This window comes from Leyella stercorea, assembly GCF_021531655.1.
Genome location: NZ_JADYUF010000030.1, coordinates 1 through 23,920, shown reverse-complemented (window position 1 = coordinate 23,920; position 23,920 = coordinate 1). Strand labels below are relative to the sequence as shown.

21 protein-coding genes are annotated in these 23,920 nt (G+C 46.7%); 15 read left to right on the top strand and 6 right to left on the bottom strand.

The genetic code is table 11. The annotated features are described in order from the left end of the window. The first annotated feature begins 76 nt into the window (after window positions 1–76). Complete coding sequence (locus I6E49_RS09580) at window positions 77–475, top strand: MmcQ/YjbR family DNA-binding protein (protein ID WP_235401983.1); 399 nt, start codon at window positions 77–79, stop codon at window positions 473–475. Continuing rightward, on the top strand, window positions 457–1,074 hold the full coding sequence (locus tag I6E49_RS09575) for an aminotransferase class IV family protein (protein WP_235401981.1): 618 nt from the start codon (window positions 457–459) through the stop codon (window positions 1,072–1,074). The genes I6E49_RS09580 and I6E49_RS09575 overlap by 19 nt, the downstream gene beginning before the upstream one ends. On the opposite strand, the gene I6E49_RS09570 is transcribed toward I6E49_RS09575, so the two are convergent. The 6 genes from I6E49_RS09570 to htpG form a co-directional block, all read right to left on the bottom strand. Continuing rightward, on the bottom strand, window positions 1,069–1,224 hold the full coding sequence (locus I6E49_RS09570) for a hypothetical protein (protein ID WP_235401979.1): 156 nt from the start codon (window positions 1,222–1,224) through the stop codon (window positions 1,069–1,071). The two genes, I6E49_RS09575 and I6E49_RS09570, sit on opposite strands and share 6 nt — an antisense overlap. A gap of 15 nt (window positions 1,225–1,239) precedes the next feature. After that, window positions 1,240–2,514, bottom strand: coding sequence for a serpin family protein (locus I6E49_RS09565; protein WP_235401977.1), 1,275 nt, complete (start codon window positions 2,512–2,514; stop codon window positions 1,240–1,242). A gap of 142 nt (window positions 2,515–2,656) precedes the next feature. Then, complete coding sequence (locus I6E49_RS09560; RefSeq protein WP_235401975.1) at window positions 2,657–3,409, bottom strand: hypothetical protein; 753 nt, start codon at window positions 3,407–3,409, stop codon at window positions 2,657–2,659. A 42-nt stretch (window positions 3,410–3,451) separates the two neighbouring features. Next, window positions 3,452–4,732, bottom strand: a complete 1,281-nt coding sequence (locus tag I6E49_RS09555; protein WP_235401973.1) for a Na+/H+ antiporter NhaC family protein — start codon at window positions 4,730–4,732, stop codon at window positions 3,452–3,454. 41 nt (window positions 4,733–4,773) lie between these two features. After that, window positions 4,774–5,835 carry a LacI family DNA-binding transcriptional regulator gene (locus I6E49_RS09550; protein ID WP_235401972.1) on the bottom strand — a complete coding sequence of 354 codons (1,062 nt, stop codon included), beginning with the start codon at window positions 5,833–5,835 and terminating at the stop codon, window positions 4,774–4,776. Window positions 5,836–6,080: 245 nt separating this feature from the next. Beyond that, window positions 6,081–8,138 (bottom strand): molecular chaperone HtpG, encoded by a 2,058-nt coding sequence (gene htpG / locus I6E49_RS09545; protein WP_235401971.1) that lies wholly within the window; start codon window positions 8,136–8,138, stop codon window positions 6,081–6,083. A gap of 295 nt (window positions 8,139–8,433) precedes the next feature. Between htpG and I6E49_RS09540 the strand changes: the two genes are divergently transcribed. From I6E49_RS09540 to I6E49_RS09480, 13 genes are all read left to right on the top strand, one after another. Then, window positions 8,434–9,366, top strand: coding sequence for a glycosyltransferase family 2 protein (locus I6E49_RS09540; protein WP_235401970.1), 933 nt, complete (start codon window positions 8,434–8,436; stop codon window positions 9,364–9,366). A 30-nt stretch (window positions 9,367–9,396) separates the two neighbouring features. Beyond that, complete coding sequence (locus tag I6E49_RS09535) at window positions 9,397–10,587, top strand: hypothetical protein (protein ID WP_235401969.1); 1,191 nt, start codon at window positions 9,397–9,399, stop codon at window positions 10,585–10,587. Between the two features lie 113 nt (window positions 10,588–10,700). After that, complete coding sequence (locus I6E49_RS09530) at window positions 10,701–11,579, top strand: nucleoside phosphorylase (RefSeq protein WP_235401968.1); 879 nt, start codon at window positions 10,701–10,703, stop codon at window positions 11,577–11,579. A gap of 13 nt (window positions 11,580–11,592) precedes the next feature. Continuing rightward, the gene (hrpB, locus tag I6E49_RS09525; RefSeq protein ID WP_235401967.1) at window positions 11,593–14,142 is read left to right on the top strand and encodes an ATP-dependent helicase HrpB; all 2,550 of its coding nucleotides are present in this window, start codon (window positions 11,593–11,595) and stop codon (window positions 14,140–14,142) included. A gap of 39 nt (window positions 14,143–14,181) precedes the next feature. Further along, window positions 14,182–14,427, top strand: a complete 246-nt coding sequence (locus I6E49_RS09520) for a hypothetical protein (protein ID WP_235401966.1) — start codon at window positions 14,182–14,184, stop codon at window positions 14,425–14,427. A gap of 33 nt (window positions 14,428–14,460) precedes the next feature. Then, window positions 14,461–17,688 carry a S41 family peptidase gene (locus tag I6E49_RS09515; protein WP_235401964.1) on the top strand — a complete coding sequence of 1,076 codons (3,228 nt, stop codon included), beginning with the start codon at window positions 14,461–14,463 and terminating at the stop codon, window positions 17,686–17,688. A 384-nt stretch (window positions 17,689–18,072) separates the two neighbouring features. Next, window positions 18,073–20,079 (top strand): McrB family protein, encoded by a 2,007-nt coding sequence (locus I6E49_RS09510; RefSeq protein WP_235401963.1) that lies wholly within the window; start codon window positions 18,073–18,075, stop codon window positions 20,077–20,079. Next, complete coding sequence (locus I6E49_RS09505; protein WP_235401961.1) at window positions 20,069–21,397, top strand: McrC family protein; 1,329 nt, start codon at window positions 20,069–20,071, stop codon at window positions 21,395–21,397. Before I6E49_RS09510 ends, I6E49_RS09505 begins: the two co-directional genes overlap by 11 nt. Before the next feature lie 146 nt (window positions 21,398–21,543). Further along, window positions 21,544–21,705 carry a hypothetical protein gene (locus tag I6E49_RS09500; protein ID WP_235401959.1) on the top strand — a complete coding sequence of 54 codons (162 nt, stop codon included), beginning with the start codon at window positions 21,544–21,546 and terminating at the stop codon, window positions 21,703–21,705. 306 nt (window positions 21,706–22,011) lie between these two features. Continuing rightward, the gene (locus I6E49_RS09495) at window positions 22,012–22,458 is read left to right on the top strand and encodes a YqiA/YcfP family alpha/beta fold hydrolase (protein WP_235401957.1); all 447 of its coding nucleotides are present in this window, start codon (window positions 22,012–22,014) and stop codon (window positions 22,456–22,458) included. Window positions 22,459–22,508: 50 nt separating this feature from the next. Then, window positions 22,509–22,808 (top strand): thioredoxin, encoded by a 300-nt coding sequence (trxA, locus tag I6E49_RS09490; protein WP_235401956.1) that lies wholly within the window; start codon window positions 22,509–22,511, stop codon window positions 22,806–22,808. Between the two features lie 29 nt (window positions 22,809–22,837). After that, the gene (locus I6E49_RS09485) at window positions 22,838–23,119 is read left to right on the top strand and encodes a DUF1294 domain-containing protein (protein ID WP_235401955.1); all 282 of its coding nucleotides are present in this window, start codon (window positions 22,838–22,840) and stop codon (window positions 23,117–23,119) included. A 175-nt stretch (window positions 23,120–23,294) separates the two neighbouring features. Beyond that, complete coding sequence (locus I6E49_RS09480) at window positions 23,295–23,810, top strand: GNAT family N-acetyltransferase (protein ID WP_235401954.1); 516 nt, start codon at window positions 23,295–23,297, stop codon at window positions 23,808–23,810. Window positions 23,811–23,920 lie beyond the last annotated feature (110 nt).

The window sequence follows — 23,920 nt, the reverse complement described above, 5'->3', positions numbered from 1 at the left end:
GGATTTTCGCTTGAATCCTTGCCGTTTTGGCATAATAATCGTATTTTTGTGGTCAAAAAAAGCAAAGCGTTTACCTATGAACATCGAAGAAGTCAGAGATTTCACATTGTCTCTATACGGCGTAACTGAAGACCAGCCGTTTGGCGATGACAATATAACATTCCGAGTTGAGGGCAAAATATTCCTATGCCTTTGGCTTGGTGGGGGCAAATACAACATCGAGGAAACCATGCTAAGATTTGCCTGTAAACTTTCACCTGAAAGGAACGAGGAACTGCGCGAACAATTCTCTGCCATCACGCCAGCCTTCCATTGGAACAAAACGCATTGGAGCGACGTTTTCTTCGAACAGTTGGAAACAGAATTTGTCAAGATAATAATAAAAGAGTCATACAACGTGATTGTCAGTAAGTTACCAAAATCCGTTAGAGTAAAGTATCAACATAGTATCACAACATGCAACAGCAATTTGTAGAAACAATAAAGATTGAGAATGGCAAGGTAATTAACCTCCCCTACCACCAGGCAAGAATGGAGCGTACCATACGCCATTTCTTTCCTGAGCGGTCTCTCCAACCTATGCCTTGTCTGGCAAAGTTGATTGTAGCCAATAACAACATGACGTTGGTCAAGACTCGTGTTGTCTACGGAAAGAGCGGGGTGGAACTCATAGAACACGTACCCTACTCTATGCGCAATATCCGCTCTTTGCAAGTGGTTTACGACGACAACATCAACTATAGCTACAAGAGTACCGACCGCTCAGCACTCAACAATTTGACAGCCCAAAGGGGCGACTGCGACGAGATAATCATCGTAAAGAACAATCTCGTCACAGACACCTCCTTCACCAATCTTGCAATCTTTGACGGTAACAGCTGGCTAACGCCCCGACACCCGCTACTACCAGGCACACGACGCGCCTTTCTTCTGGACAAAGGCATAATTAAAGAGGCAGAAATTACCATCAACGACCTTCTTAAGGCCGAACGGATAAGACTGTTCAATGCCATGATAGATTTCGGGGAGTGCGAGGTCGAAATAAGGAATGTCAAAGATACTAATTCACTATAGTGCTTCGTTCCAGAGGTCAGAACTTGTAGGGGCATCATCGCTGAATGTGGCTTTCTTGCCGTCATCGCTGACACCATTTGAGTTGTTCAGCAGCTGCAACGACCCCATGTCAATAACCAACACTTGTGGTTTGATATATTCACTTTTCATTATTATATATATTTTTTAATTATCTCCTCCCGTATATTGTCCGATAAACAATATAGCATTGGTATTCGTTTCGGTAATCATGTAAACGAAGGGACGATTTGCGTAGAACTTAACCTGGCGTGGCTGCTCATGAGGCAAAGATGTCAATGCGATAGCAGCCATAGTGGTTGCAGCAGCCTTGGTACCCTCTTCGCTGACTTCAATCTTTGCCTTCTGTAGCATCGTAGATACGAATAGTCCTGCATCAGCCATACGGCCGAAGTCGGCGCTGTCGCTAAACATAGTCTTTGCGCCCATATTTGACAATGGGGCCTTGAGACCGACTTTTGTTGTGGTAGAGAATCGAGGCAACTTAAGGTCGACTAAGCATTCTGTCATTTGCTGTTGCAACTTGGAGAACTCGGTTGTCGTGAACTGCTTCAGCATATCGTCAATAGAAACACCCTCATCGGGCAGCAGCACGGTCATAGAATACTGACCGTTGCCATAAGGCAGTTCAACGGCTGAATACTGGCTGTTGTCGGCATAGCGAAACTGATGTTTCTGGTGCATCATGTCAACCTTCTTGATGTCACGAGTGTAGCCCTGGAAGTTCTCAAGTCGAGTATATTTCCTATTGAACTTTTCAGTCCATGTACCATTGAAATATATGGCGTTCATCAGTACGGCAACATCGCTGGGATTAAGACGGTCGACAATGGAAGGAATCATGCCATTCGTATTGTCAGAACACCACTTGTTGACATGCTTAAGAGTCTTTGGCGAAGCAAAGTCGAGGTTCTCCACATTGGCAGAATACAAGTTGCTGATTGCAGATGTATAGGCTTTCTTCAGCTTGAATTGCTTGTTGACAGCGATATAGTTGGCAAAGTTGACTGTAGTGAGCCTGTCGCCATTGGCTGCCATACGCAGAATGGCAGCGTAAGTATCATTCAGTTCGCCGACAGAGATATTCTTGTCGCCGACCATAGCTGTCAGAATCTCGTCCTTTGTGATGCCGTCAGCTCCATTGGCAAGCATTCCCATAAGAAACGACACACTTACGGGCGAAATCACCTTTGACTCCATGTCCGCCTGAGTACGGAAGAGGTCGAGGGCAAACTGATTGCTACGGTCAACAATATTCTTCTGTGCGTCGGATAATATCAGATAATCATTGTCCATATTGTTGTTATTGTTAGAGACTTGAATGTCGGCATTGATATTATTGTTGACTTCCTGCTTGTGTTGTGTAGTGCCGCATGAGGCCAAAATCATTGCCGAAAGGCCCAAAATCGTTAAATTCTTCATAATTGTTTTTCGTTTTTATTGTTCATACTTAGCGTTGCATTCTGTTAGTGTTAATGCAGCACGGCATGAAATGTTGCATGGGAAATATTGTTTTTAACTTTCATTAAGCACATACAGGCCACGACGAGTACGCCACAGTCTCCTACTCCTCCATGTTTGCAATATAGCTGGCTATCTGCGAAAAGAATATACTGACCGACTCAAGTGGCGCATAGAAGAAGTAACGCTGGCAGTTGACAAAAGTTTCAGTAAGCTTGCCTCCGCTGTTGAGTGTGAAGATATGCCGTCCGCTGACCGACTCGCCACTTACGTCATTATTCTCTGATTGCAGGGTGTTAATTGCCATATCGTAGGCAGCAGGAATGACACGGCGCATGAATGGTATTTCGTCTTGCTGAAATCCTAATGTATAGACGAGAATACTGGCTTCAAACTCTGCCATCGAAAGGATATGGAGCCGCTGTAGCCAATTTTCGAGTTTTACGTAGTCGATGCGGTCGCCATAGTTGCGTAGGAATATGCCCATATTAAGGATATAGGCATAAGTTACGCCATGCAGAATGAACCGTTCGGTAGTCTGCACGATAATGTCGAGCATATTGAGGGTCTCAATAGAAGGTTCGGCAGAGTCGGGTTCAGCAGCACGTATTTTTCGGAGTCGGCGGTTGAGAAAACCGTTGCACAGACGTGAGAGTCCGGCATCAGGCACGCTCAACGTCGGGCATTGCAAACGGGTGTTGCCGCGTGCCGAATTTACTATAGCCTCGACGTAGTGCGTCTGCGCCATACGTTGCAGCAGATTCCATTTGTATGCCGACATTTGTTCTACGGGCTCATATTCGTTGAATGCTCCGTAGCGTAGTAGCCGGAAGAAGTTTCGTGTGATAACGTCCATAGTTTATGTTGAGGGGTGATAGGTTGTTGTGCTGAGGTGTAATTAGCTGTATCTTCGGGGCAGTCGGAATATTATGGTGAATAACACGCAGACAGCCAAAGCGAATGGGTAATACAGATAAGGTATGATTTGTGTCGGACTAAGTTTGGAGAGTCCCGACGCCATAAGCAGCTGCGCTCCATAGGGTATGAGACATTGCAAGATGCACGAACTGGTGTCGAGTATGCTTGCCACCTTGCGGTTGTCGAGAGCAAACTGTTGCGAGATGCGCTTGGCAATGCCACCAGTAGAGATTATAGCTACGGTATTGTTGGCTGTGCAGACATCTATTATGGCGACGAGCGACGCTATAATGCCTTCGGCGCCACGTTTGCCATGGATATGTCGGGTGATCTTTGCTATGATGTAGTCGATACCACCATTGTGGCGCACCAGTTCGAACATGCCTCCTGCGAGCATAGTGACGATGATGAGTTCGCCCATACCAATAATGCCGTCACCCATAGAGTGAAACCAGTCGAACACGCCCATGCTACCACTAATTATGCCGATGATGCCTGTGAGTATTATACCTATAGTGAGCACGAGCAGCACGTTGAGTCCGGCAATGGCTGTAGCAAGAACGGCTATATATGGTATTACGCGCAGGATGTCGACGGAATGAGGGGGTGCAGCGGTGCTCATATGCATACCTATGAAGGTATAGACACCAAGAATAACGAGGGCTGCGGGAGTGGTGATGAAGAAGTTCACCTTGAACTTGTCGCTCATGCTGCACCCCTGCGAACTGGTGGCAGCAATTGTGGTGTCGGATATAAACGAGAGGTTGTCGCCGAAGAAAGCTCCACCCACCACAACGGCGGTGAGCAGGGCTGCTGACGAGCCAGTGGACTGTGCCAGTCCAGCTGCTATAGGCACAAGCGCCACAATAGTGCCTACGCTGGTGCCTATGGATAGTGATATGAAGCAGGTGGCAAGAAAAAGTCCTGGCAGAAGCATGTTGTCGGGCAGGAGCGAGAGCATAACGTCGACCGTAGCATCAACCGCCCCCATAGCTTTCGCCGACTGGGCGAAGGCTCCTGCCAGTATGAATATCCACAGCATAAGCATAATGTTGCTCTTGCTGGCTCCCTTGCTGAAGGTATCTATGCTCTGACGCAGTCCGTCCTTATAAGAGATGGCTACGGCGTAAATACTCGCTATGACGAATGCCACACTAATGGGCACTTTGTAGAAATCCTGAGCAATGATGGATGCGACCAGATAGATGGTAACGAAGACAAACAACGGGCTTAAAGCCAACAATCCTTTACGATTATTCATTTCAGTATTTTATGTGTGTTGTGTGTAGGAGTGCGCACTTGTTAGAGCTGCGTACGACGATAGAAGTCGACATTCTCCTTGGTGAGCAACTCTATTGGCATATAGTTGACGGGCTGTACCTTCTTGCGCAGCACGATAGCCTTGAAGAGTGTATCAACACAGCTGAAGCCCTGCTGATAGCCGTGTTGGGCTATAAGGAACGAGATACTACCCTGGCGCAGACATTCGGCATTCTTGGCTACCATGTCGTAGCCCATTATCTGTATGTCGCGACGGTTGGTGCGCAGGAGATATTCACCCATGATGTGAGCCTTGGAATTGAGCGTGATACAATGATGTACATTGGGATGGGCTTCTAAGAAATCGCGCAGCATGGTGTCGTACTCGCTGCGTGTGCCTCTGAATGGGAGGTGAAGCTCAAGGATATTGATGCTGGGGAAATGGTCGTGCATATAATGGCGGAAGCCCACCTCACGGTTGACCTGCTGCTTACTGGTGACATGACCGTCCTTCATCAGCTTCATAATCATTATCTCCTTTTCGCCTGAAGCTATGAGCATGAGCATTCTGGCAGCGAAATAGCCGCTGCAGAAAGAGTCCTGACCGAAAAACGAAAGGGGTTTCAAGTCGGGCATGTATGAGTCGAGCATGACGAAGGGTATCTGACGCTCGTGGAGTTTGTCTGTGAACACCTTGGTGGTGTCGATCTCGATCGGCACGATGATTACTCCATTGGGATTAGACTCAAGACATTGGGTATAGCAATTGACAAACGACTCGTTGTTGAAACGTTCGTAGTACATGAGCTTGACATCTATATGGAAGTCGCGGCGCATCTCCATGGCCTTCTTCAGGCCTTGTTCCACTTCTTCCCAATAGGCTTCTGACTCATGCTGCGGAATGAGCGCAATGAACACGTACGACTTGTTATAAGCCAACGCACTTGCATAGACGTTGGGCTGATACTTCATTTCCTTCAACGCCTGCTCCACCTTTTCTCTGGCTGGCTTTGACACGTTGGGGCGGTTGTGCAAAACGCGGTCTACTGTTCCTACAGAAACTCCAGCTCTCTCGGCAATATCCTTAATTCTAATCTTATCCATTAATAAAAATCTGAAATAAAAAAAAACGCTGTGTGATAACACAATCTGTTTGTCTGTGCAAAGTTACAAAAAACTTTGAAAAAAATACAAACGTTTGGACAAGAAAAGATAATAAAAGGATAAGATAAAGGGATAAAAAGAAATAGTGCTGGGGTGATGAGACGATAAGACTTCTACATGAAATCACAACATCTCAACACCTCAACACTATAAATATTATTGAACCCACTTTAAATAGGGACTCATTACTTAATCATATCAACAGAGCGTTTGAGGAACGAGTCGAGGGCTGCACCCTTGAGCATACCGTTCTGCAACAGGGCGAGATCGATAAGCTGGTGTACCACCTTGTTGCCCTTGGCATAAGCTGCTATGATGTCGGCACGCTTGGTGCGCTGCTCCTGGATAGACTGCTCGGTATTCTTGACGTCGTCTTTCTCTTCCTGTGTTATCTCCTCGGGTTTCTTGGCGCTCTGGCTCTGGTGTAGCACGGCAAGACGTGCCTCAAGACCCTTTATCTCGCTGTCTACTGGACTGAGTTGGCTGCCACACTCCTGCTTCTCGCCGTCAAGCACGCCTTTGATCAGAGGATGGTCGCTATTGAGAACGAGATTGAAAGCGTCGGGCATCTGAGCGTAGAATGCCATACCTGCCTGATACTTGCTTGCCTCCTTCATACGGCGCATGTACTCGCTCTGGGTGATAATTACAGGTAGATTGTCGGCTCCGAGAGCCTGTACGTCGACATAGAACTCGGTACGATCCATTGTGGGCAGCTGCGAGCGGAAAGTCTCGGTGAGGCTGTCCTTGTCATCCTTGACCAGTTCGCTCTCCTTGCTGTCGTTCTTGACGATGAGGCGGTCGACGATATCGGCATCTACACGTGTGAAGCGTGTCTTCTCAAGTTTCTGCTCAAGCATAGACACCATTGGGGTGTCGAGCTGTCCGTCGAGCAGCAATACGCTGTAGCCCTTGTTCTTGGCAGCCTCGATATAGCTGTATTCACCCTCCTTGTCGTTGGCATAGAGATATACAAGATTGCCATCCTTGTCTGTCTGGTTGTCCTTGATGAGAGTCTTGTACTCGTTGTAGGTGAAGTACTTGCCGTCTACGTCCTTTAGCAGAGCGAAGTCCTTGGCACGGTCGTAGAAGTCGTCTTGCGAGAGCATACCATAATTGATGAATATCTTGAGGTCGTCCCACTTCTGCTCGTAGTCCTTGCGGTCGTCCTTGAAGATTGCGGCAAGACGATCTGCCACCTTCTTGGTGATGTACTTTGAAATCTTCTTGACATTGGCATCACTCTGCAAGTATGAGCGGCTCACATTAAGAGGAATGTCTGGTGAGTCGATTACACCATGCAGCAGGGTGAGGAATTCGGGTACAATACCTTCCACCTGGTCTGTGACAAACACCTGATTGCAGTAGAGCTGAATCTTGTTGCGCTGCAGCTCGATGTTCGACTTGATGCGTGGGAAGTAGAGGATACCCGTAAGATTGAACGGATAGTCAACATTGAGGTGAATCCAGAACAACGGCTCGTCCTGCATAGGATAGAGTGTGCGATAGAAGTTCTTGTAGTCCTCATCCTTGAGAGTGCTGGGTGCCTTGGTCCACAGAGGCTCTACGTCGTTTATGATATTGTCCTGGTCGGTGTCCTGCTGCTTGCCGTCCTTCCACTCCGTCTTCTTGCCGAAGGCTACCGGCACAGCCATAAACTTGCAGTACTTGTTGAGCAGTTCCTGAATCTTCTGCTTCTCGAGAAACTCCTTGCAATCGTCGTCGATGTGTAGCACAATGTCCGATCCGCGGTCAGCCTTGTCTGCATCGCTTATCTCAAACTCGGGGCTGCCGTCACAGCTCCACTTGATGGCCTTGGCACCGTCCTGATAGCTGCGTGTGATAATGTCCACCTTCTTGCTCACCATGAACGAAGAGTAGAATCCCAGTCCGAAGTGACCGATGATGGCGTTGGCATTGTCCTTATATTTGTCGAGGAAGTCGGTGACTCCCGAGAATGCTATCTGATTGATGTACTTGTTTATCTCGTCTTCGGTCATACCGATACCACGGTCGCTGATAGTGAGTGTACCCTCCTCGGCATTGAGAGTGACGCGAACGGTGAGGTCGCCAAGTTCGCCCTTGAAGTCGCCACGCTCGGCAAGTGTCTTAAGCTTTTGTGTAGCGTCAACGGCGTTGGAAACCATTTCACGAAGGAAGATTTCATGGTCAGAATAAAGAAATTTCTTGATGACAGGGAAAATATTTTCTGTCGTTACTCCAATATTACCTTTTTGTGCCATAATTTTGTTTGTATTATTAAGTTTTTAATATCAAATATTGAGTTTTTATTTCAAATGTTGAGTATTTCACTCGTTCGAAATCAATATTACAAATATCGTGCCATTACTACACAACGTTATCGGCGTTCGCATTTTGTCAGTTTTGCATTAGGCCTTTACTTCATATTATAATTATTATTTGTTTTTATAATGTGAAAAAACTTCTTTCCTGCAAACTGAATAGAAATAAAAATTATTACCTTTGCAATAATAACAACATCAGACAGAATAAAAAACGTAAAAAGACACACAGAATATGCCCGCCAAACCTCTTATAAGTTTCATTGTGTACAATCACGACGCAGAGCCTGCCATTCTGAGTCAATGCCTTGACAGCATAACGCAGTTGTCGCTGGCTTCTGCAGACAGAGAGATAATTGTTGTAGACAACGGAGATTCTACCGCAGCTCTTAATATACTGTTGGGAAAGGACGATGAGATAACGTACATCCACCAGCGCTATATGGGAGTGTCGGCAGCATACTCTATGGGGCTGAGGATGAGTACTGCACGCTATGTGCAATTCGTAGGCAGTCATGACCTACTGATAAGGGCTCCCTACGAGCATTGTCTGGACATAGCGCGCTATCACAATCCCGATGTGGTATTCTATAAGAATACTGACAATCCCGACAATGCTACCACTCCATTCACTTACGAGGGACCTATGCAGGGCAGCACATATATGAAAGGCAACACGATTCAAGCGGCCAAGATAGGCTACCTGTTTGAAAAGAACGTAATAGTGTCGGAGGAATTTAATGAAAGGATAGCCAACAAAAACGAGTTTCTCACCAAGCTGCTACTACGATCGGAGCGCTTCTTCTATACCGATTCTAACGCTTATATGGAGAGTCGGCTGTCAACTTTGTCGACTGCCGACGCTTCTATACATGCCCATCGACTGGCAGAGACGGAGAAGACGCTGCAGAACATGCTGAAACTTGTGGTGCCCGAAACCGACCGACCGGCCATGAACCGACGCATAGCCCAACTGACCATGGACTATCTGTGTGACGTGATACGCACCACCCACGACAAGAAGACCCTCGTGAAGACTATGGAACGCCTGGCTCGCAAAGGGCTTTACCCTCTGCCCGACCGCAACTACACCAAGAAGTATGCTTACTTCAGGAAGATGATTGGCAATCCCATTACACGAAATCTGCTCTTCTACCTTATTAAATAACAGCAAAACAAATAAAAACTACATAATAATATGAACAGCAAGAAACTACTCATACTCCTGGCTCTCGCACTCACCACATCGGGACTGAACGCCCAAAGCCGCAAAACCAAACGCTCGAAAGCGAAGTCTACAATTGTAAAACCTAAGCCTACGGACAATATGCCCGCTATGAGCCCTAAAGCCAAGGCCCTCTTTGACGATATGTTGACAAACACTCAGAAGGTGTTTGTCATAGACAGCACCGTGGTGGACATCAACAATGTGCTGGATGAGATACCGTTGCCAGCTTCTTACGGAAAATTCGTCAAGTACAACTCTTTCTTCAACACCGACGAGGCCAACGACTCGTATGTTTTTGTCAATGGATTCGGCAACCGATGCTACTACACCGAGATGGGCACCGACAGCATTGCTCGTCTGTACACACGCGACATGGTGGGCAGTCAGTGGGGCGAGGCGAAGCCGGTGAAGTCGGTGAATGGCAAATTCAAGAACATCAGTTTCCCATTTATGTCGTCTGACGGACAGACGCTTTACTTTGCAGGAGTTTCGGACGATGAGGGTCTGGGCAAGCGCGACATCTACATGACAAAGATTGAGGCAGGCGAGGGCACTTTCCTTAATGCCGAAAATATCGGTTTGCCTTTCAATTCACCTTCCGACGATTTTGCATATATCGTTGCTGATGCTGACAAGCTGGCATGGTTCGCCTCCACCCGAAACCAGCCCGAAGGCAAGGTGTGTGTCTACACCTTCGTGCCTACCGACACCCGACAGAATTATGAAGCTCTCAGCATGGGCGAGAAGGAACTGCATAGCCTGGCTTGCCTGAACAGAATACGCGCTACATGGCCTACGCCCGAAAAGCGCGAAAGTGCCATGCAACAACTCAATCAGCTGAAGCAAGAGAACAGTCTGACACATAGTAAGGCTGATGGCATAAACTTCGTGATAAACGACCGCATCACTTACAACAGCATCGATCAATTCAAGTCGGATGAGACGCGCATGGCTTACTACGAGACGGTACGTCTTCGTAACGAACTGACTTCCAAGACGGCCAAACTCTCTGCCATGCGTGCACAATATCATACAGCTGCTGACGGTGACAAGGCTCAGATTGGGTTGAAAATACAACAACTGGAACTGCAGACCGACGAACTACGACAAACGCTGAAACGTGCTTTGGGCGAACTACGACAGAAGGAAAGCAAAATCTAATGTCGATTACAAACTAATGGGGGTGTCAAATGAGAATTAAAGAAAGTTTTGGCTTCGCCCGTAGTCAACAGAAGTCAACGGACATTCGTAACTCATAATTCGAAATTCAAGATATGGAGAAGAAGTATTTTGCTGCTTCTGAGCTGATAATAAACGGCGACGGCAGCGTTTTTCATTTGCATCTGAAGCCAGAGCATCTGGCAGACAAGGTGATATTAGTGGGCGACCCAGGCAGGGTGGCTCTGGTAGCTTCGCATCTCAGCAATATAGAGTGTGAGGTAGAAAGCCGCGAATTCCGCACCGTGACCGGACAGTATGAGGGCAAGCGCATCACCGTGGTGTCTACCGGCATTGGATGCGACAACATCGACATCGTGATGAACGAGCTTGACGCTCTTGCCAACATCGACTTCAACACTCGCATGGAGAAGGAACAGACGCGCAGCCTTGAAATAGTGAGAATAGGAACTTGTGGCGGTCTGCAACTAAACACTCCCGAGGGCACATTCGTGTGCTCGGAATATTCTGTGGGATTTGACGGTCTGCTCAACTTCTACGCCGGACGCAATGCCGTGTGCGACCTACAGATGGAACGCTCCCTCATCAACCATCTGGGATGGACTGGCAATATGTGCCAACCTTATCCTTATGTGATCAAGGCCGACGAGACGCTCGTTGAGCGCATAGCTGAGGGTATGGTAAGGGGCATCACCGTGGCATGCGGAGGCTTCTTCGGACCGCAAGGCCGGCAGCTGCGCATTCCGCTTGCCGACCCTAACCAGAACGAAAAGATAGAAAGCTTCGAATACAACGGACTGCACATCACCAATTTTGAGATGGAAAGTTCGGCACTGGCTGGACTCGCCCGACTGATGGGACACCACGCCACAACGGTCTGCATGGTGATAGCCAATCGTAGGGCAGGACGCGCCGACACCGGATACAAGAACCATATCGACGACCTGATAAAGCTGGTGCTCGACAGATTGTAATTATCCATAAAGAATGGACTTAAACGAAATAATAAGCCACAATATTGCGCTGCCTGCGGCGCAGATAGCCTTGGACATAAACAAGGCGCTGGAGAAGCACAACTCGGTTGTAGTAACAGCGCCTCCCGGTGCCGGCAAGTCGACCTTGCTGCCTCTGACCATAATGGCTGGACTGAATAACAGCGCAAACGGACCAAGTAACGCGAGCAAGACATCAAGCTGCACAGGTAAGGTACTGATGCTCGAACCGCGCCGACTTGCCGCACGACAGATAGCCGAACGGATGGCTCATATGATAGGCGAACCCGTGGGGCAGACCGTAGGCTATAGGGTACGATTTGAAAACAAGGTGTCGAGCCAGACAAGAATCGAGGTGCTCACCGAGGGCATTCTGACACGTATGCTGGTGGACGACGCTACGCTTGAGGGTGTGGACGTGGTGGTGTTTGACGAATTTCACGAACGTAGCATCAACTCCGACCTTGCTCTGGCCCTGACACGCCAGACGCAACAGATAATACGCCCAGACATCAAGATTGTCATTATGTCGGCCACTATCGACGCTTCGAGAATATGCAACTTGCTGAAGGCTCCGCTCATAGAGAGCGAGGGCCATATGTTTGACGTTGACATCAAATATGCCAACGCAAATGCCGACCGTCGCGACATTTCGCAAATGGCTGCATCGGCTACGATAGAGGCACACAACCGGCACAAGGGCGACATTCTGGTGTTTCTGCCAGGACAGGGCGAGATAGAACGCTGCCAGCAACTGCTCGGCTCTGCGCTACTGCCCACAAGCGTGATACCCCTGTATGGCAACCTGCCACCCCAGCAGCAATACAAAGCAATAGCCCCGTCAAGGGATGGCGAACGCAAAGTGGTGTTGGCTACGCCAATAGCCGAAACATCGCTCACGATTGAAGGCGTGAGGGTGGTAGTAGACTCCGGACTGTGCCGACAGATGATGTTCGACGCACGCACCGGACTGAGCCACCTTGAGACGGTGCGCATCAGCATGGACATGGCGACACAACGTAGCGGACGTGCTGGACGTGTTGCCGAGGGCATATGCTACAGGCTGTGGACTAAAGCCTCCGAACACTTGATGGGCGAACAGCGCAAACCAGAGATAGAGGAAGCCGATCTGGCTCCGATGCTATTGGAGATAGCTGCTTTCGGCGAGAACGATGTGAAGGCTCTGCCATGGCTCACGATGCCGCCTCAGAGCAATGTCGTCAAAGCGCATAGCCTGCTAATATCGCTAGGAGCCATCGACGAGAAGGGCTGCATAACAACGCTCGGCAAGCGTATGGCTGCCCTACCCTGCCATCCACGTATAGCAAGGATGATTTTGCAAGCTTCCGACCAACTCCTCAAGGGTGTAGCTTGCGACATCGCTGCCATACTTGAGGAGAAAGATCCTATGGGCGAATCTGCCCGGACTGACCTTGGGCTGAGAATCACCACTCTACGACAAGCTCGCAGAAACAAGCAGACTGACAAATGGCAACGCATAGCACAAATAGCTGCCGAATACAGACGTATGGTTCATGTAGCTGAGGACAACAACGACGTAGCGCCTACTGACATAGGTATGCTGGTGGCTTATGCCTATCCAGAGCGCATAGCCATGAGCATCGACAACATAGGCGGCTACCGGCTGGCAAGTGGCGCTAACGTGAAGCTTGAGCAGAACGACTCGCAAGCGGGACACAAGTGGCTTGCGATAGCTTCGCTCAACAACGCCTCTACCGCTGCAGGACGCATATTCATGGCGGCTCCGCTCAATCCCGACGACCTTGACGACTCTATCATTACAGAACGCGACAACATATCGTGGGACAGCAAGCAGGGATGTGTGCTGATGCAAACGGAAAGAAGAATAGGAAAGCTCACCATAAGCTCTAAGCCTATACACAATGCCGTGGCTGAGGATGTGGTAAATATAATATGTGAGGCTGTGAAGAAGGACGGAATGAGCATGCTTGACTGGAGCAACGCCGAGGTGACTCGTCTGCAAAACCGTGTGGCTCAAGTGGCTGCATGGCATCCCGAACTGAACATTCCCGACATCTCGACTGAGCATCTGACTGCCAATGCTAAGGATTGGCTGCCGCTGTATATTGACGAGGGAGGACACATCAAGTCGACTGCTGCCGAACTGAAGAAACTGAAGCTCGCCGAAATTCTATGGAACTCGATTTCATACGAAACGCAACTGGAAATAAACCGACTCGCCCCTACTCACATCGCCGTGCCTACTGGCTCGCACATTCGCATCGAATACCGACATGGGGCTGAGGCTCCCGTGCTGAGTGTACGACTACAGGAATGCTTCGGCATGAAACGCACTCCATGCATTGACGACGGCAGACAACCACTACTTATGGAACTGCTGTCGCCTGGATTCAAACCGGTACAGTTGACTCAAGACCTCGAAAGCTTCTGGCAAGCAACTTACTTCGAAGTGCGCAAGGAGCTGCGACGCAGATACCCCAAACACTACTGGCCCGAAAACCCACTGGAAGCAGAGGCAGTAAGGGGAGTGAAGAAGTCTTGAATTCGTACGCATTCTAACAATTAAAAAATTAAATATAAAATGACAACTAAAAGTTTACTGATTAAGGACACAACAGTCGATGAACGCATGGATATAGTGAAAGAGGCACTTGGAGGCTTCGGCGACGCAGAATGCGAAGGCATCGACATGGACGACCTATACGACGACTATATCTTCGGACGCAAGGAACTGGCTGAAATAAACAGAGAGTTCAGCGCTCAGAATGCCGGTTCGGTGAGAGCCGACAAAGCCGACAAGACTAAAGGGTGCGGCATGGGAAGATAACAAATATCAAAAACATATAACAAAAAAACAACTATGAACAAAATCTTATTAACCACACTCCTGACCGCTTACGGCTTTACCACACAGGCGCAAGACAATCCGCTATGGATGCGCCATCCGGCAATATCGCCCGACGGCAAGACAATCGCATTCTCCTATCGTGGCGACATCTTCACGGTATCGTCCAACGGAGGCACAGCCAGACAAATCACAGCAAACGCTGCATTCGACTCCTATCCGGTATGGAGCCCCGACGGCAAAAACATCGCTTTTGCATCGAGCCGCGAGGGTAGCATCGACGTGTGGGTGATGGATGCCAACGGTGGCATACCGCGCCGCGTGACAACACACAGCGGCAACGAATATCCGCTGCGCTGGAAGGACAACTCTACAATACTGTTCAAATCGTCGATGATGCCTACCACAAAATCGATAATATTTGCAGGCTCCTTCCCACAAGTGTACGCTGTAGGCATTGACGGCGGACGCCCCAAACTCTACTCTGAGGTGACAATGGACGCTCTCGACATCAACTCGTCTGGCGACGTGCTCTATATGGACCGCAAGGGATATGAGGACGAATGGCGAAAGCACCACCGCTCGCCTATCACACGCGACATCTGGCTCAAGAGAGGCGAAAAGTTCAAGAAGCTCACCTCGTTCGACGGCGAAGACCGCGACCCCGTATGGGCTGCCGACGGTAAGTCGTTCTACTATCTGAGCGAGCAGAACGGTACACTCAACATCTACCACCGCACTCTCGATGGCAAGGAGACACGCATCACCAGCCACGAGAAGAATCCCGTACGATTCCTATCAGCTGCCAACGACGGCACGCTGTGCTACGGCTACGATGGCGAGATATACACCGTGCGCCAAGGAGCACAGCCACAAAAGACTGCCATCAGAATAGTGGCTGACAACGAGGGCAAGGAACTCATACGACAGATCAAGAACTCGGGGGCTTACAATATCAAGCTCTCGCCCAACGGAAAGGAAATAGGATTTGTACTGCATGGTGACGTGTACGTTACGTCGATAGAATACCGCACTACAAAGCAGATAACAAACACTCCCGAACAGGAGCGCGACATAGACTTTGCGCCCGACGGACGCACCATAATATACGACTCGGAACGCAACGGACTGTGGCAAATCTACGCCACTACCATCAAGAACAAGGACGAAAAGCAGTTTGCTTATGCTACCGAACTTGTAGAGGAGCGACTGACACAATCCGACCAGACTTCATTCCAACCGAAATTCAGCCCTAACGGCAAGCAGATCGCTTTCTGGGAAAACCGTGGCACCCTGCGCGTGATGGACGCTAAGGGCAAGAACGTGAAGACCGTGATGGACGGCAAATACGTCTATTCGTACAGCGACGGTGACATCGACTACACATGGAGCCCCGACAGCAAGTGGCTGCTATCCTCGTACATCGGCGTGGGAGGTTGGAACAATTCGGACATCGCCCTGGTAAATGCTTCGGGCAACGGCGAAATACACAACCTCACCGAAAGCGGATATAATGAGGGCGACGCCAAGTGGGTGCTCGGAGGCAAGGCCATGCTGTTCAGCAGCGACCGTGCCGGATACCGCAGCCACGGCAGCTGGGGAGCTGAGTCGGACGCTTACTTGATGTTCTTCGACCTTGAGGCTTACGAGCGCTTCCGCATGAACAAGGAGGAGCGTGCCCTGGCTAAGGAGAACATGACCAATAAGGAGAAGAAGCAGGAGGAAAAGAAGGAAGAGAAGGAGAAGAAGAATCTTGAGAAGCCGAAAGCACAGGAGACAGAGGATCTGAAGTTCGACCTTGATAACTGCCGCGACCGCATCGTGCGCCTCACGGTAAACTCCTCGTTCCTCGGCGACGCTTTGCTCGACAAGGATGGCGAGAACATCTACTATAAGGCTTCGTTTGAGGGTGGTGCCGACCTGTGGCGCCGCAACCTTATTACAGGCCATACTGAACTGCTGATGAAGAACCTCGGAGGTGGTGAGATGGTGTTCGACAAGACTTACCAGAACATCTATCTGGCTGGCGACGGCGGCATCAAGAAGGTTACGCCATCAAGCAGAGCCGTCAAGAATATCGACTTCGAAGCTCCGTTCAACTATCAGCCCTACAAGGAGCGCGCCTATATGTTCGACCACGTTTGGCGACAGGTGAAGGACAAGTTCTACGACAAGAACCTGCATGGCGTAGACTGGGAAGGCTACCGCAAGACTTACGAGCGCTTCCTGCCCTACATCAGCAACAACAACGACTTTCAGGAGATGCTGAGCGAAATGCTGGGCGAGCTGAACGCTTCGCATACCGGAGCGAGATACAACGGCATGTGGGCACCGCTCCAGACTGCCAGCCTCGGACTCTTCCTCGACGATAACTACACCGGCGACGGACTGAAAATTGCTGAAGTGGTGAAGGGCAGCGAGATAGCCTGCAAGCAGACTAAGGTAAAGACCGGATGCATCATCGAGAAAATCGACGGCACGGACATCAAGGCCGGTATGGACTACTTCCCTCTGCTAGACGGGAAAATAGGCAAACCAATACGACTCACCATTCGCACTAAGGGCGGCAGTACCTTCGATGTCAACACAAAGGGAATGTCTATGGGCAAAATGAACGAACTGCTCTACAAGCGCTGGGTGGAACGCAACCGCCATCTGGTAGACAGCCTGTCGGGCGGCCGACTCGCCTATGTACACGTCAAGGCAATGAACAGCGAGAGCTTCCGCACCGTCTATCGCGAACTACTTAGCGACAACAACCGCAACCGCGAGGCGGTAATCGTCGACGAACGCCACAACGGAGGCGGATGGTTGCACGACGACCTCTGCACGCTACTCAACGGCAAGGAATACCAGCAATTCATGCCACGCGGACAGTTCATCGGTCGCGACCCGTTCAACAAGTGGACCAAACCCTCGTGCGTACTCATCTGCGAGGACGACTACAGCAATGGTCACGGATTCCCGATGGTCTACAAGACGCTCGGCATAGGCAAACTCATCGGTGCTCCAGTAGCTGGTACTATGACTGCCGTGTGGTGGGAGACTATGATCGACCGCTCTTTGGTGTACGGCATTCCGCAGGTGGGATGCATGAGCCTCGATGGCACGTATGCCGAGAACACTCAGCTCAATCCCGACATAACAGTATACAACACACCTGAAGACTTCATCAATGGCAACGACCGCCAGCTGAAAGCTGCTGTGGACGAAATGCTGAAGCAGATAGGCGAAAAGAAATAAAAAGGGTTCATCCGGAATATGGAGTTATTTAATCATAAACCCTACAAGAGGGTGTGTCTTGACACACCCTCTATATAAAAATGTATTGCTGTCCGGTAAAACTCCAAAGAGAATAAAATTCCTTCCCGAAGTCCCGTAAAATAGGACTTCAGGGTTTATTTTTTCAAAAGTAAGCCCCCCTTAATCGAAAAGGCGAGTATTGTCTATAACTTGTGGAAACAAGAAGCTCTCTATCTATCCAGATGGAGGTTTCATCAACGAGTGGAACATTGCCCGTCAGCCAAATGGCGAACGATTTGAAGTAGAGACAATAACCTACGATACAAAGATTTACCTTTATCGTAATAAGGATATTAAATTTGATGTAGCAATAGAAGATACGAAATGAATTTAAAAGATATAGTCATATTATTCAAGAATCACCAAATCCATTATGGACTAAATGGTGATTCTAACTTAGAAGAATTATATAAATGGGAATTGGTGTCCAAACAAAATGGACACCCAGACCCTAATGCTATAGATTTTTCTAAAGAGATTAATTCTATAGAATTTAAGAATCTATGTTTTAGTTCACAGATTACCGCAATTAGAAATTTTGTGAAATATGAACCAGAAGAGTATAGAAAACTCTTTAGAGCATTATTTGATGAAAATATCCTTCTACAAGAAAGAATAGAAAACTTTACTGAAAGCTGCAAAACATTATGGGATGATAAGATCAAAGCAAAGTTTACCAATCATACGAGTGCAATGTGTGATGAGCGACTTATCAGTTGTTTCCTGACATTCCATAATCCTCAGAAATATACTTTTTATAAAAATGATGTATATAAGAATTTATGTAAGCTTTTAGGGGTTAAGCCACGAAAGGCAGGTCTAAAGCTTGTTCATTTTTACGAATTACTGGATCAATACGTTATTCCAGAGATTGAGAAAGAGAATGAATTGATTTTGTCCATCAATGACGAAATAAAGAATAATGGATGTATTCAAAGTATGCCACTTACAGCTCAAACGGTATTGTGGTACTATAATAGGACATTATTAAAAAATACAGATACTGACAAGGAAGATAATGAAAATGATCTTGTTGAAACAAAAATAGACAGCACTATGATGTATCAAAAATATATTGACTTGCTTAAAGAGAGCAAGAACTTAGTTCTGACGGGTGCTCCTGGTACCGGTAAGACCTTTATGGCTCAGGCCATAGCAAGAGAAATGGGATGTAGTAAGGACGAAATGTGCTTTGTGCAATTTCATCCCTCTTACGACTATACTGATTTTGTAGAAGGTCTGAGACCTATCATGATGTCTGAAGGACAGATGGGATTTGAGCGTAAAGATGGAATTTTCAAAGAGTTTTGCAAAAAAGCTATCAAGAATTTGGAGGACAGCAAAAAAACTCTCACTGAGTTATCGGAAGAAAAATCACTGAATGATAAATATAATACAGTTATTGATAAAATTAATAATGGTGATTTGAATGAATTTAAGCTCAAAACAAACGGAAAATCCATGGAAGTGGTTAAGGTTACAGACTTTAATAACATAGAACTGAAAACTCCTGGAACTAGTAGTAATCGTACTTATACCGTTTCTTTTGACAGATTGGCAAAACTTGCAAAAGTATTTACTACAACAGAGTCTTTGAACAATATTTCAAACATTAGCGATGCTGTAAGGGATGCTATCGGAGGTTGTCATGCTTCAGCTTACTGGGCTGTACTTAAAGAAGTATACAAACAAAAGAACATTTCAACATTAACAGCAAGTAACGTAGTCAAAAAAGATTTTGTTTTCATCATTGATGAAATTAATCGTGGAGAAGCTTCAAAAATATTTGGTGAACTATTCTATGCCATTGACCCTGGTTATAGAGGCAAGAAAGATATTCGAGTAAAGACTCAATATCAGAACCTTGTCCCTGAAACAGATGTATTTGCAGAAGGATTTTATATTCCTGAAAACGTATTCATTCTTGGTACAATGAATGATATAGACCGTAGTATCGAGAGCATGGACTTTGCTATGCGTCGCAGATTCACCTGGAAGGAGATAAAGCCAGAAGATACACAATCTATGCTCGACAAACTCGAATGTGCCACTAAGGCAAAGAATGTTATGGTAAGATTGAATAATGAGATATCCAAGATTGAAGGGCTTGGCCCAGCCTACCAAGTTGGCCCATCATACTTCTTAAAGTTGGGTGATAACGGTGTAAACTTTGAAAAGCTATGGAATATGAATATCGAACCATTGCTTAGAGAATATATCCGTGGTTTCCGCAAATCAGAAGAAATCATGGAAAAGTTGAGAAATGCTTACTTCGATACCAAAGAAAGCAACTCAAATATTAATGATAACGAATTGGTCGATGAGAATTAACTTAACAGACAATAATATTGGACAGGTGAAAGCTGGGACATTTCTTCGTAAAGATGTCTCAACTTTATTCCCTATTGCCGACAAGACAATAGCTCAATTATGTCACGAAAATGAGAATCTCCTAATATTTCCCTATAGTATAGAGGATTCTGACGACAAAGTCGGTGAAGCTTCTGTTATAACCATTCTAAATACAAGAGACCCTGAAAAGGTACGTATTTCCACAGGAAATGTGATGGGTTTTATCGGTATAGGAAACCTGCAGGTAAAAATTAAATCCCGTTTTGACGAAGGACGCGACGACTATCTCTTACATTACATGCTTCAAAAGGTCTTTTCATTCAATCTCTTTGACCTTAATCACAACAACGAAAAAGAGGATGTATTTGACTTTATTATGTTTATGTTCCCTCACTTGCTAAGGAACGCAATGCGCCAGGGCATATACAGAGAGTATCAGAACTTCAAACATAACGATGCAAAATTAAAAGGTACGATTGACTGGGGACGCCATATTGCCCAAAACATTCCGTTTGCAGGAAATGTGGCATACTCCACTCGTGAATATACCTATGACAATGACATGACTGAGTTAATCCGTCATACAATTGAGTTTATGAAGTCAAAGAGATATGGTCAATCCGTATTGGGTTTGGATCAGGAAACTATAGATAATGTAAAATCTATAATTTCACTAACTCCTTCATATAACAAAAATGAGCGAAGTGCAATTATTGGTAAGAACCTAAGACATAAGAGTCATCCTTACTATACAGAATATCAGCCCCTGCAATGCCTTTGCTTACAAATTCTTAGAATGGAAGAAGTAAAGTACGGAGAAACAGATGAGGAGATTTGCGGTATTCTGTTTGATGGAGCCTGGCTTTGGGAAGAATATCTGAATACCATTCTACAAAAAGATGGCTTCAAGCATCCTGAAAACAAGAAACATAAAGGTGGCATCTATTTGTTTGAAGATCATAGTGGAATCCGTTATCCAGATTTCTATAAAGATGATATTGTTCTTGATGCAAAATACAAGAAGCTTGAAAGTTATGAAATGGTTTCAAAAGTTAATCGTGATGACCTTCATCAGTTAATCACATACATCACTAACTTACAGGCCTCGAAAGGAGTTTTTATAGCTCCTTTGTCTGAAAGACAGCAGAAAATTCCAAAATCACGATTGAAGGACTCGTCTGCATCACTATATATATTAGGTATTGAGATTTGTCATACGTCCACTTCTTATGCAGACTTCTGTGAAAAGATGAAAGCAAAAGAAGCATTCTTTGTAGATAAATTAAGACAATTATAATAGGTCAAAACAACTTATTAAAGCAGGAAGAAACAGTTCTTTCTGCTTTTTTTCTATCATTTTTGCACATTCTTTTGATTGTGCAGATAGACTGCACAATCAATTCATACCTTTGCATTAGAAGTTAAACATTAATAGAAAAAGGTATGGGACTATTCGATTTTTTATTTTCAAGCGGCGTTTCAAACAGCCAAAAGAAAGCGCATAGTAATGCTTCTTACACCATCATTTCTGCGACTTCTACAGTATCAGATTTGAAAATGTCTATTGGTGACGAATCTATTTGGATAAAATGCAAGAAGCAATAAAAAAGGGTAAGTACGTTACGTAAGGGTGCAAGATGTCGCCACTGTGAGGACGGTTCCAAGGCAACTTGAAGTTGACGTCCTTGCCTGAGTTCTGCAGTTTTGCAGCCAGATTGATGGAAACAGAAAAGGCTGTGTCTCTGTCGCGGGCGCCATGACGAATATACCAGTGAGGTAGTGGCAAACTGATTAAGTGGGAATCGCTTGCGTCCTACCTACTCAGTTTGTAAGCAACTTTTTTATTTCCTCTCTGATAGATGAACTTGCATTCATTTTGTATTGTCTTCGTTTTGCACTATCTTTGCACACATGAAGAAGATATTATTCCTACACGGATTCTTCGCCACGGGCAGTTGTCCGATGGCGAGAGCCTTGAAAGAAGCGTTTGAGGGGACGGCGGTGGTGCTGACTCCCGACTTGCCATTGCATCCCAAGAAGGCGTTGAATGAAATACGTTCTATTATAGACAAAGAGCAGCCCGACTTGCTTCCAGGCAACAGCTGCGGCTCTTTCCTCGCACAGATGATGGCTCCGGTGGTGGGCATTCCTGCCCTGCTCGGCAATCCGTATTTCATGATGACGGAGTTTCTGAAGGAGCGAATCGGCGAGCATGAATACAAGGCACCGAGAAGGGACGGAAATCAGCAGCTGGTGATTGACGAGGCGCTGATAGAGGTGTTTGCGGAGCTGGAAGCCGTGCAGTTTGACCATTGCAACCCATATTATAAGGATCGTGTGTGGGGACTTAAATGTTGATGGAGTTTTCAGCAAAATTTTAACCGTTTCACAGAAATAGACAAATAATTATGGAGACATTCAATAATGTAATAAACAGTGGCCAGCTTGTTCTGGTCGATTTCTTTGCTACATGGTGCCAACCTTGCAAGGCAATGCACCCCATTCTGGAGCAGGTGAAAAGTGTATTGGGCGACCGCATCCGAATCATCAAGGTGGATGTAGACAAGTACGGCGTAACTGCAAGCCAATTCCGCATCCAATCCGTGCCTACACTGATGCTCTTCCGAAACGGAGAAGTATTGTGGCGCACAAGCGGTGTGGTAGATAAAGCCGAACTGCTGGCTACGCTTGATCCTTTCTTGAAATAATGAACAGAATAAAGGAGTAAAATAGGAAAATGAGCATAAATACATTACATAGTTGCCTCGCCTACTATCTCCTTGCTATCAATGCAGTTGCATTCATCGTGTACGGCATTGATAAGTACAAGGCAAAGAAAGCCAAATGGCGCATTCCGGAAGTAACGCTTTTATTGCTGGCTGTCGTTGGAGGAAGCGTCGGGGCATGGATGGGAATGAAAGTCTGGCACCATAAGACGATGCACAAGAAATTCAAATACGGCATTCCTGCCATTCTGCTGATACAGATTGCGCTGATGGCGTATTTGCACATGAATTAATGACAAAATAAATAACTAAGTATATGAGCATTAAAAAGAATGGGATATACTGGAAGGGCATCAAGCGCCGGATAGGGAAATTCTTTGAGAAGGTGCACGAATGTATACTTATCTTTACCGACTGGCTGGGATAAGTGCACATAGTAAATAAAATGCAAAACATTGATATAATCTGATGGGAACAGAAAGAATTTTACTTCGCCATTGGCAAGAATCGGATGCAGAGTCGCTCTTCAAGTACGCCTCAGACCCTGACGTAGGACCTCATGCTGGATGGCCGGCACATAAGTCTGTTGAGGAAAGTAAGGAGATAATCCGGACATTCTTCCATAATGACACGACATGGGCGATTGTGTTGAAAGAGACTGGCGAGGCTATCGGCTGCATCGGCTACTACACCCATGAAACCAGCAACATCCCTATCGGAGAAAACGACTGCGAGGTGGGCTACTGGGTAGGAAAGCCTTATTGGAACAGAGGAATCTGCACCGAAGCCTTGAAGCTGATGCTCGACTACAGCATCCACGAGAAGCATTTCGAAAACATCTGGGCAGACCATTTCACAGGCAATCCTGCATCGGGAAGAGTCATGGAGAGATGCGGTTTCTCAGACACGGGAATGCTGAACCGATGCAGCCAGCTCGTGGGGGGCGACAAGGATATGGTCAAGGTGTTCAAGTACAAAGGATAAGAAATAAATGAACTTTTAAAACATTTTGATTATGGTAAAGATAAAGTTAAGCAATGGCGTGTAAATGCCACAACTTGGATATGGTGTTTATCAGGTGGAACCTGATGAGT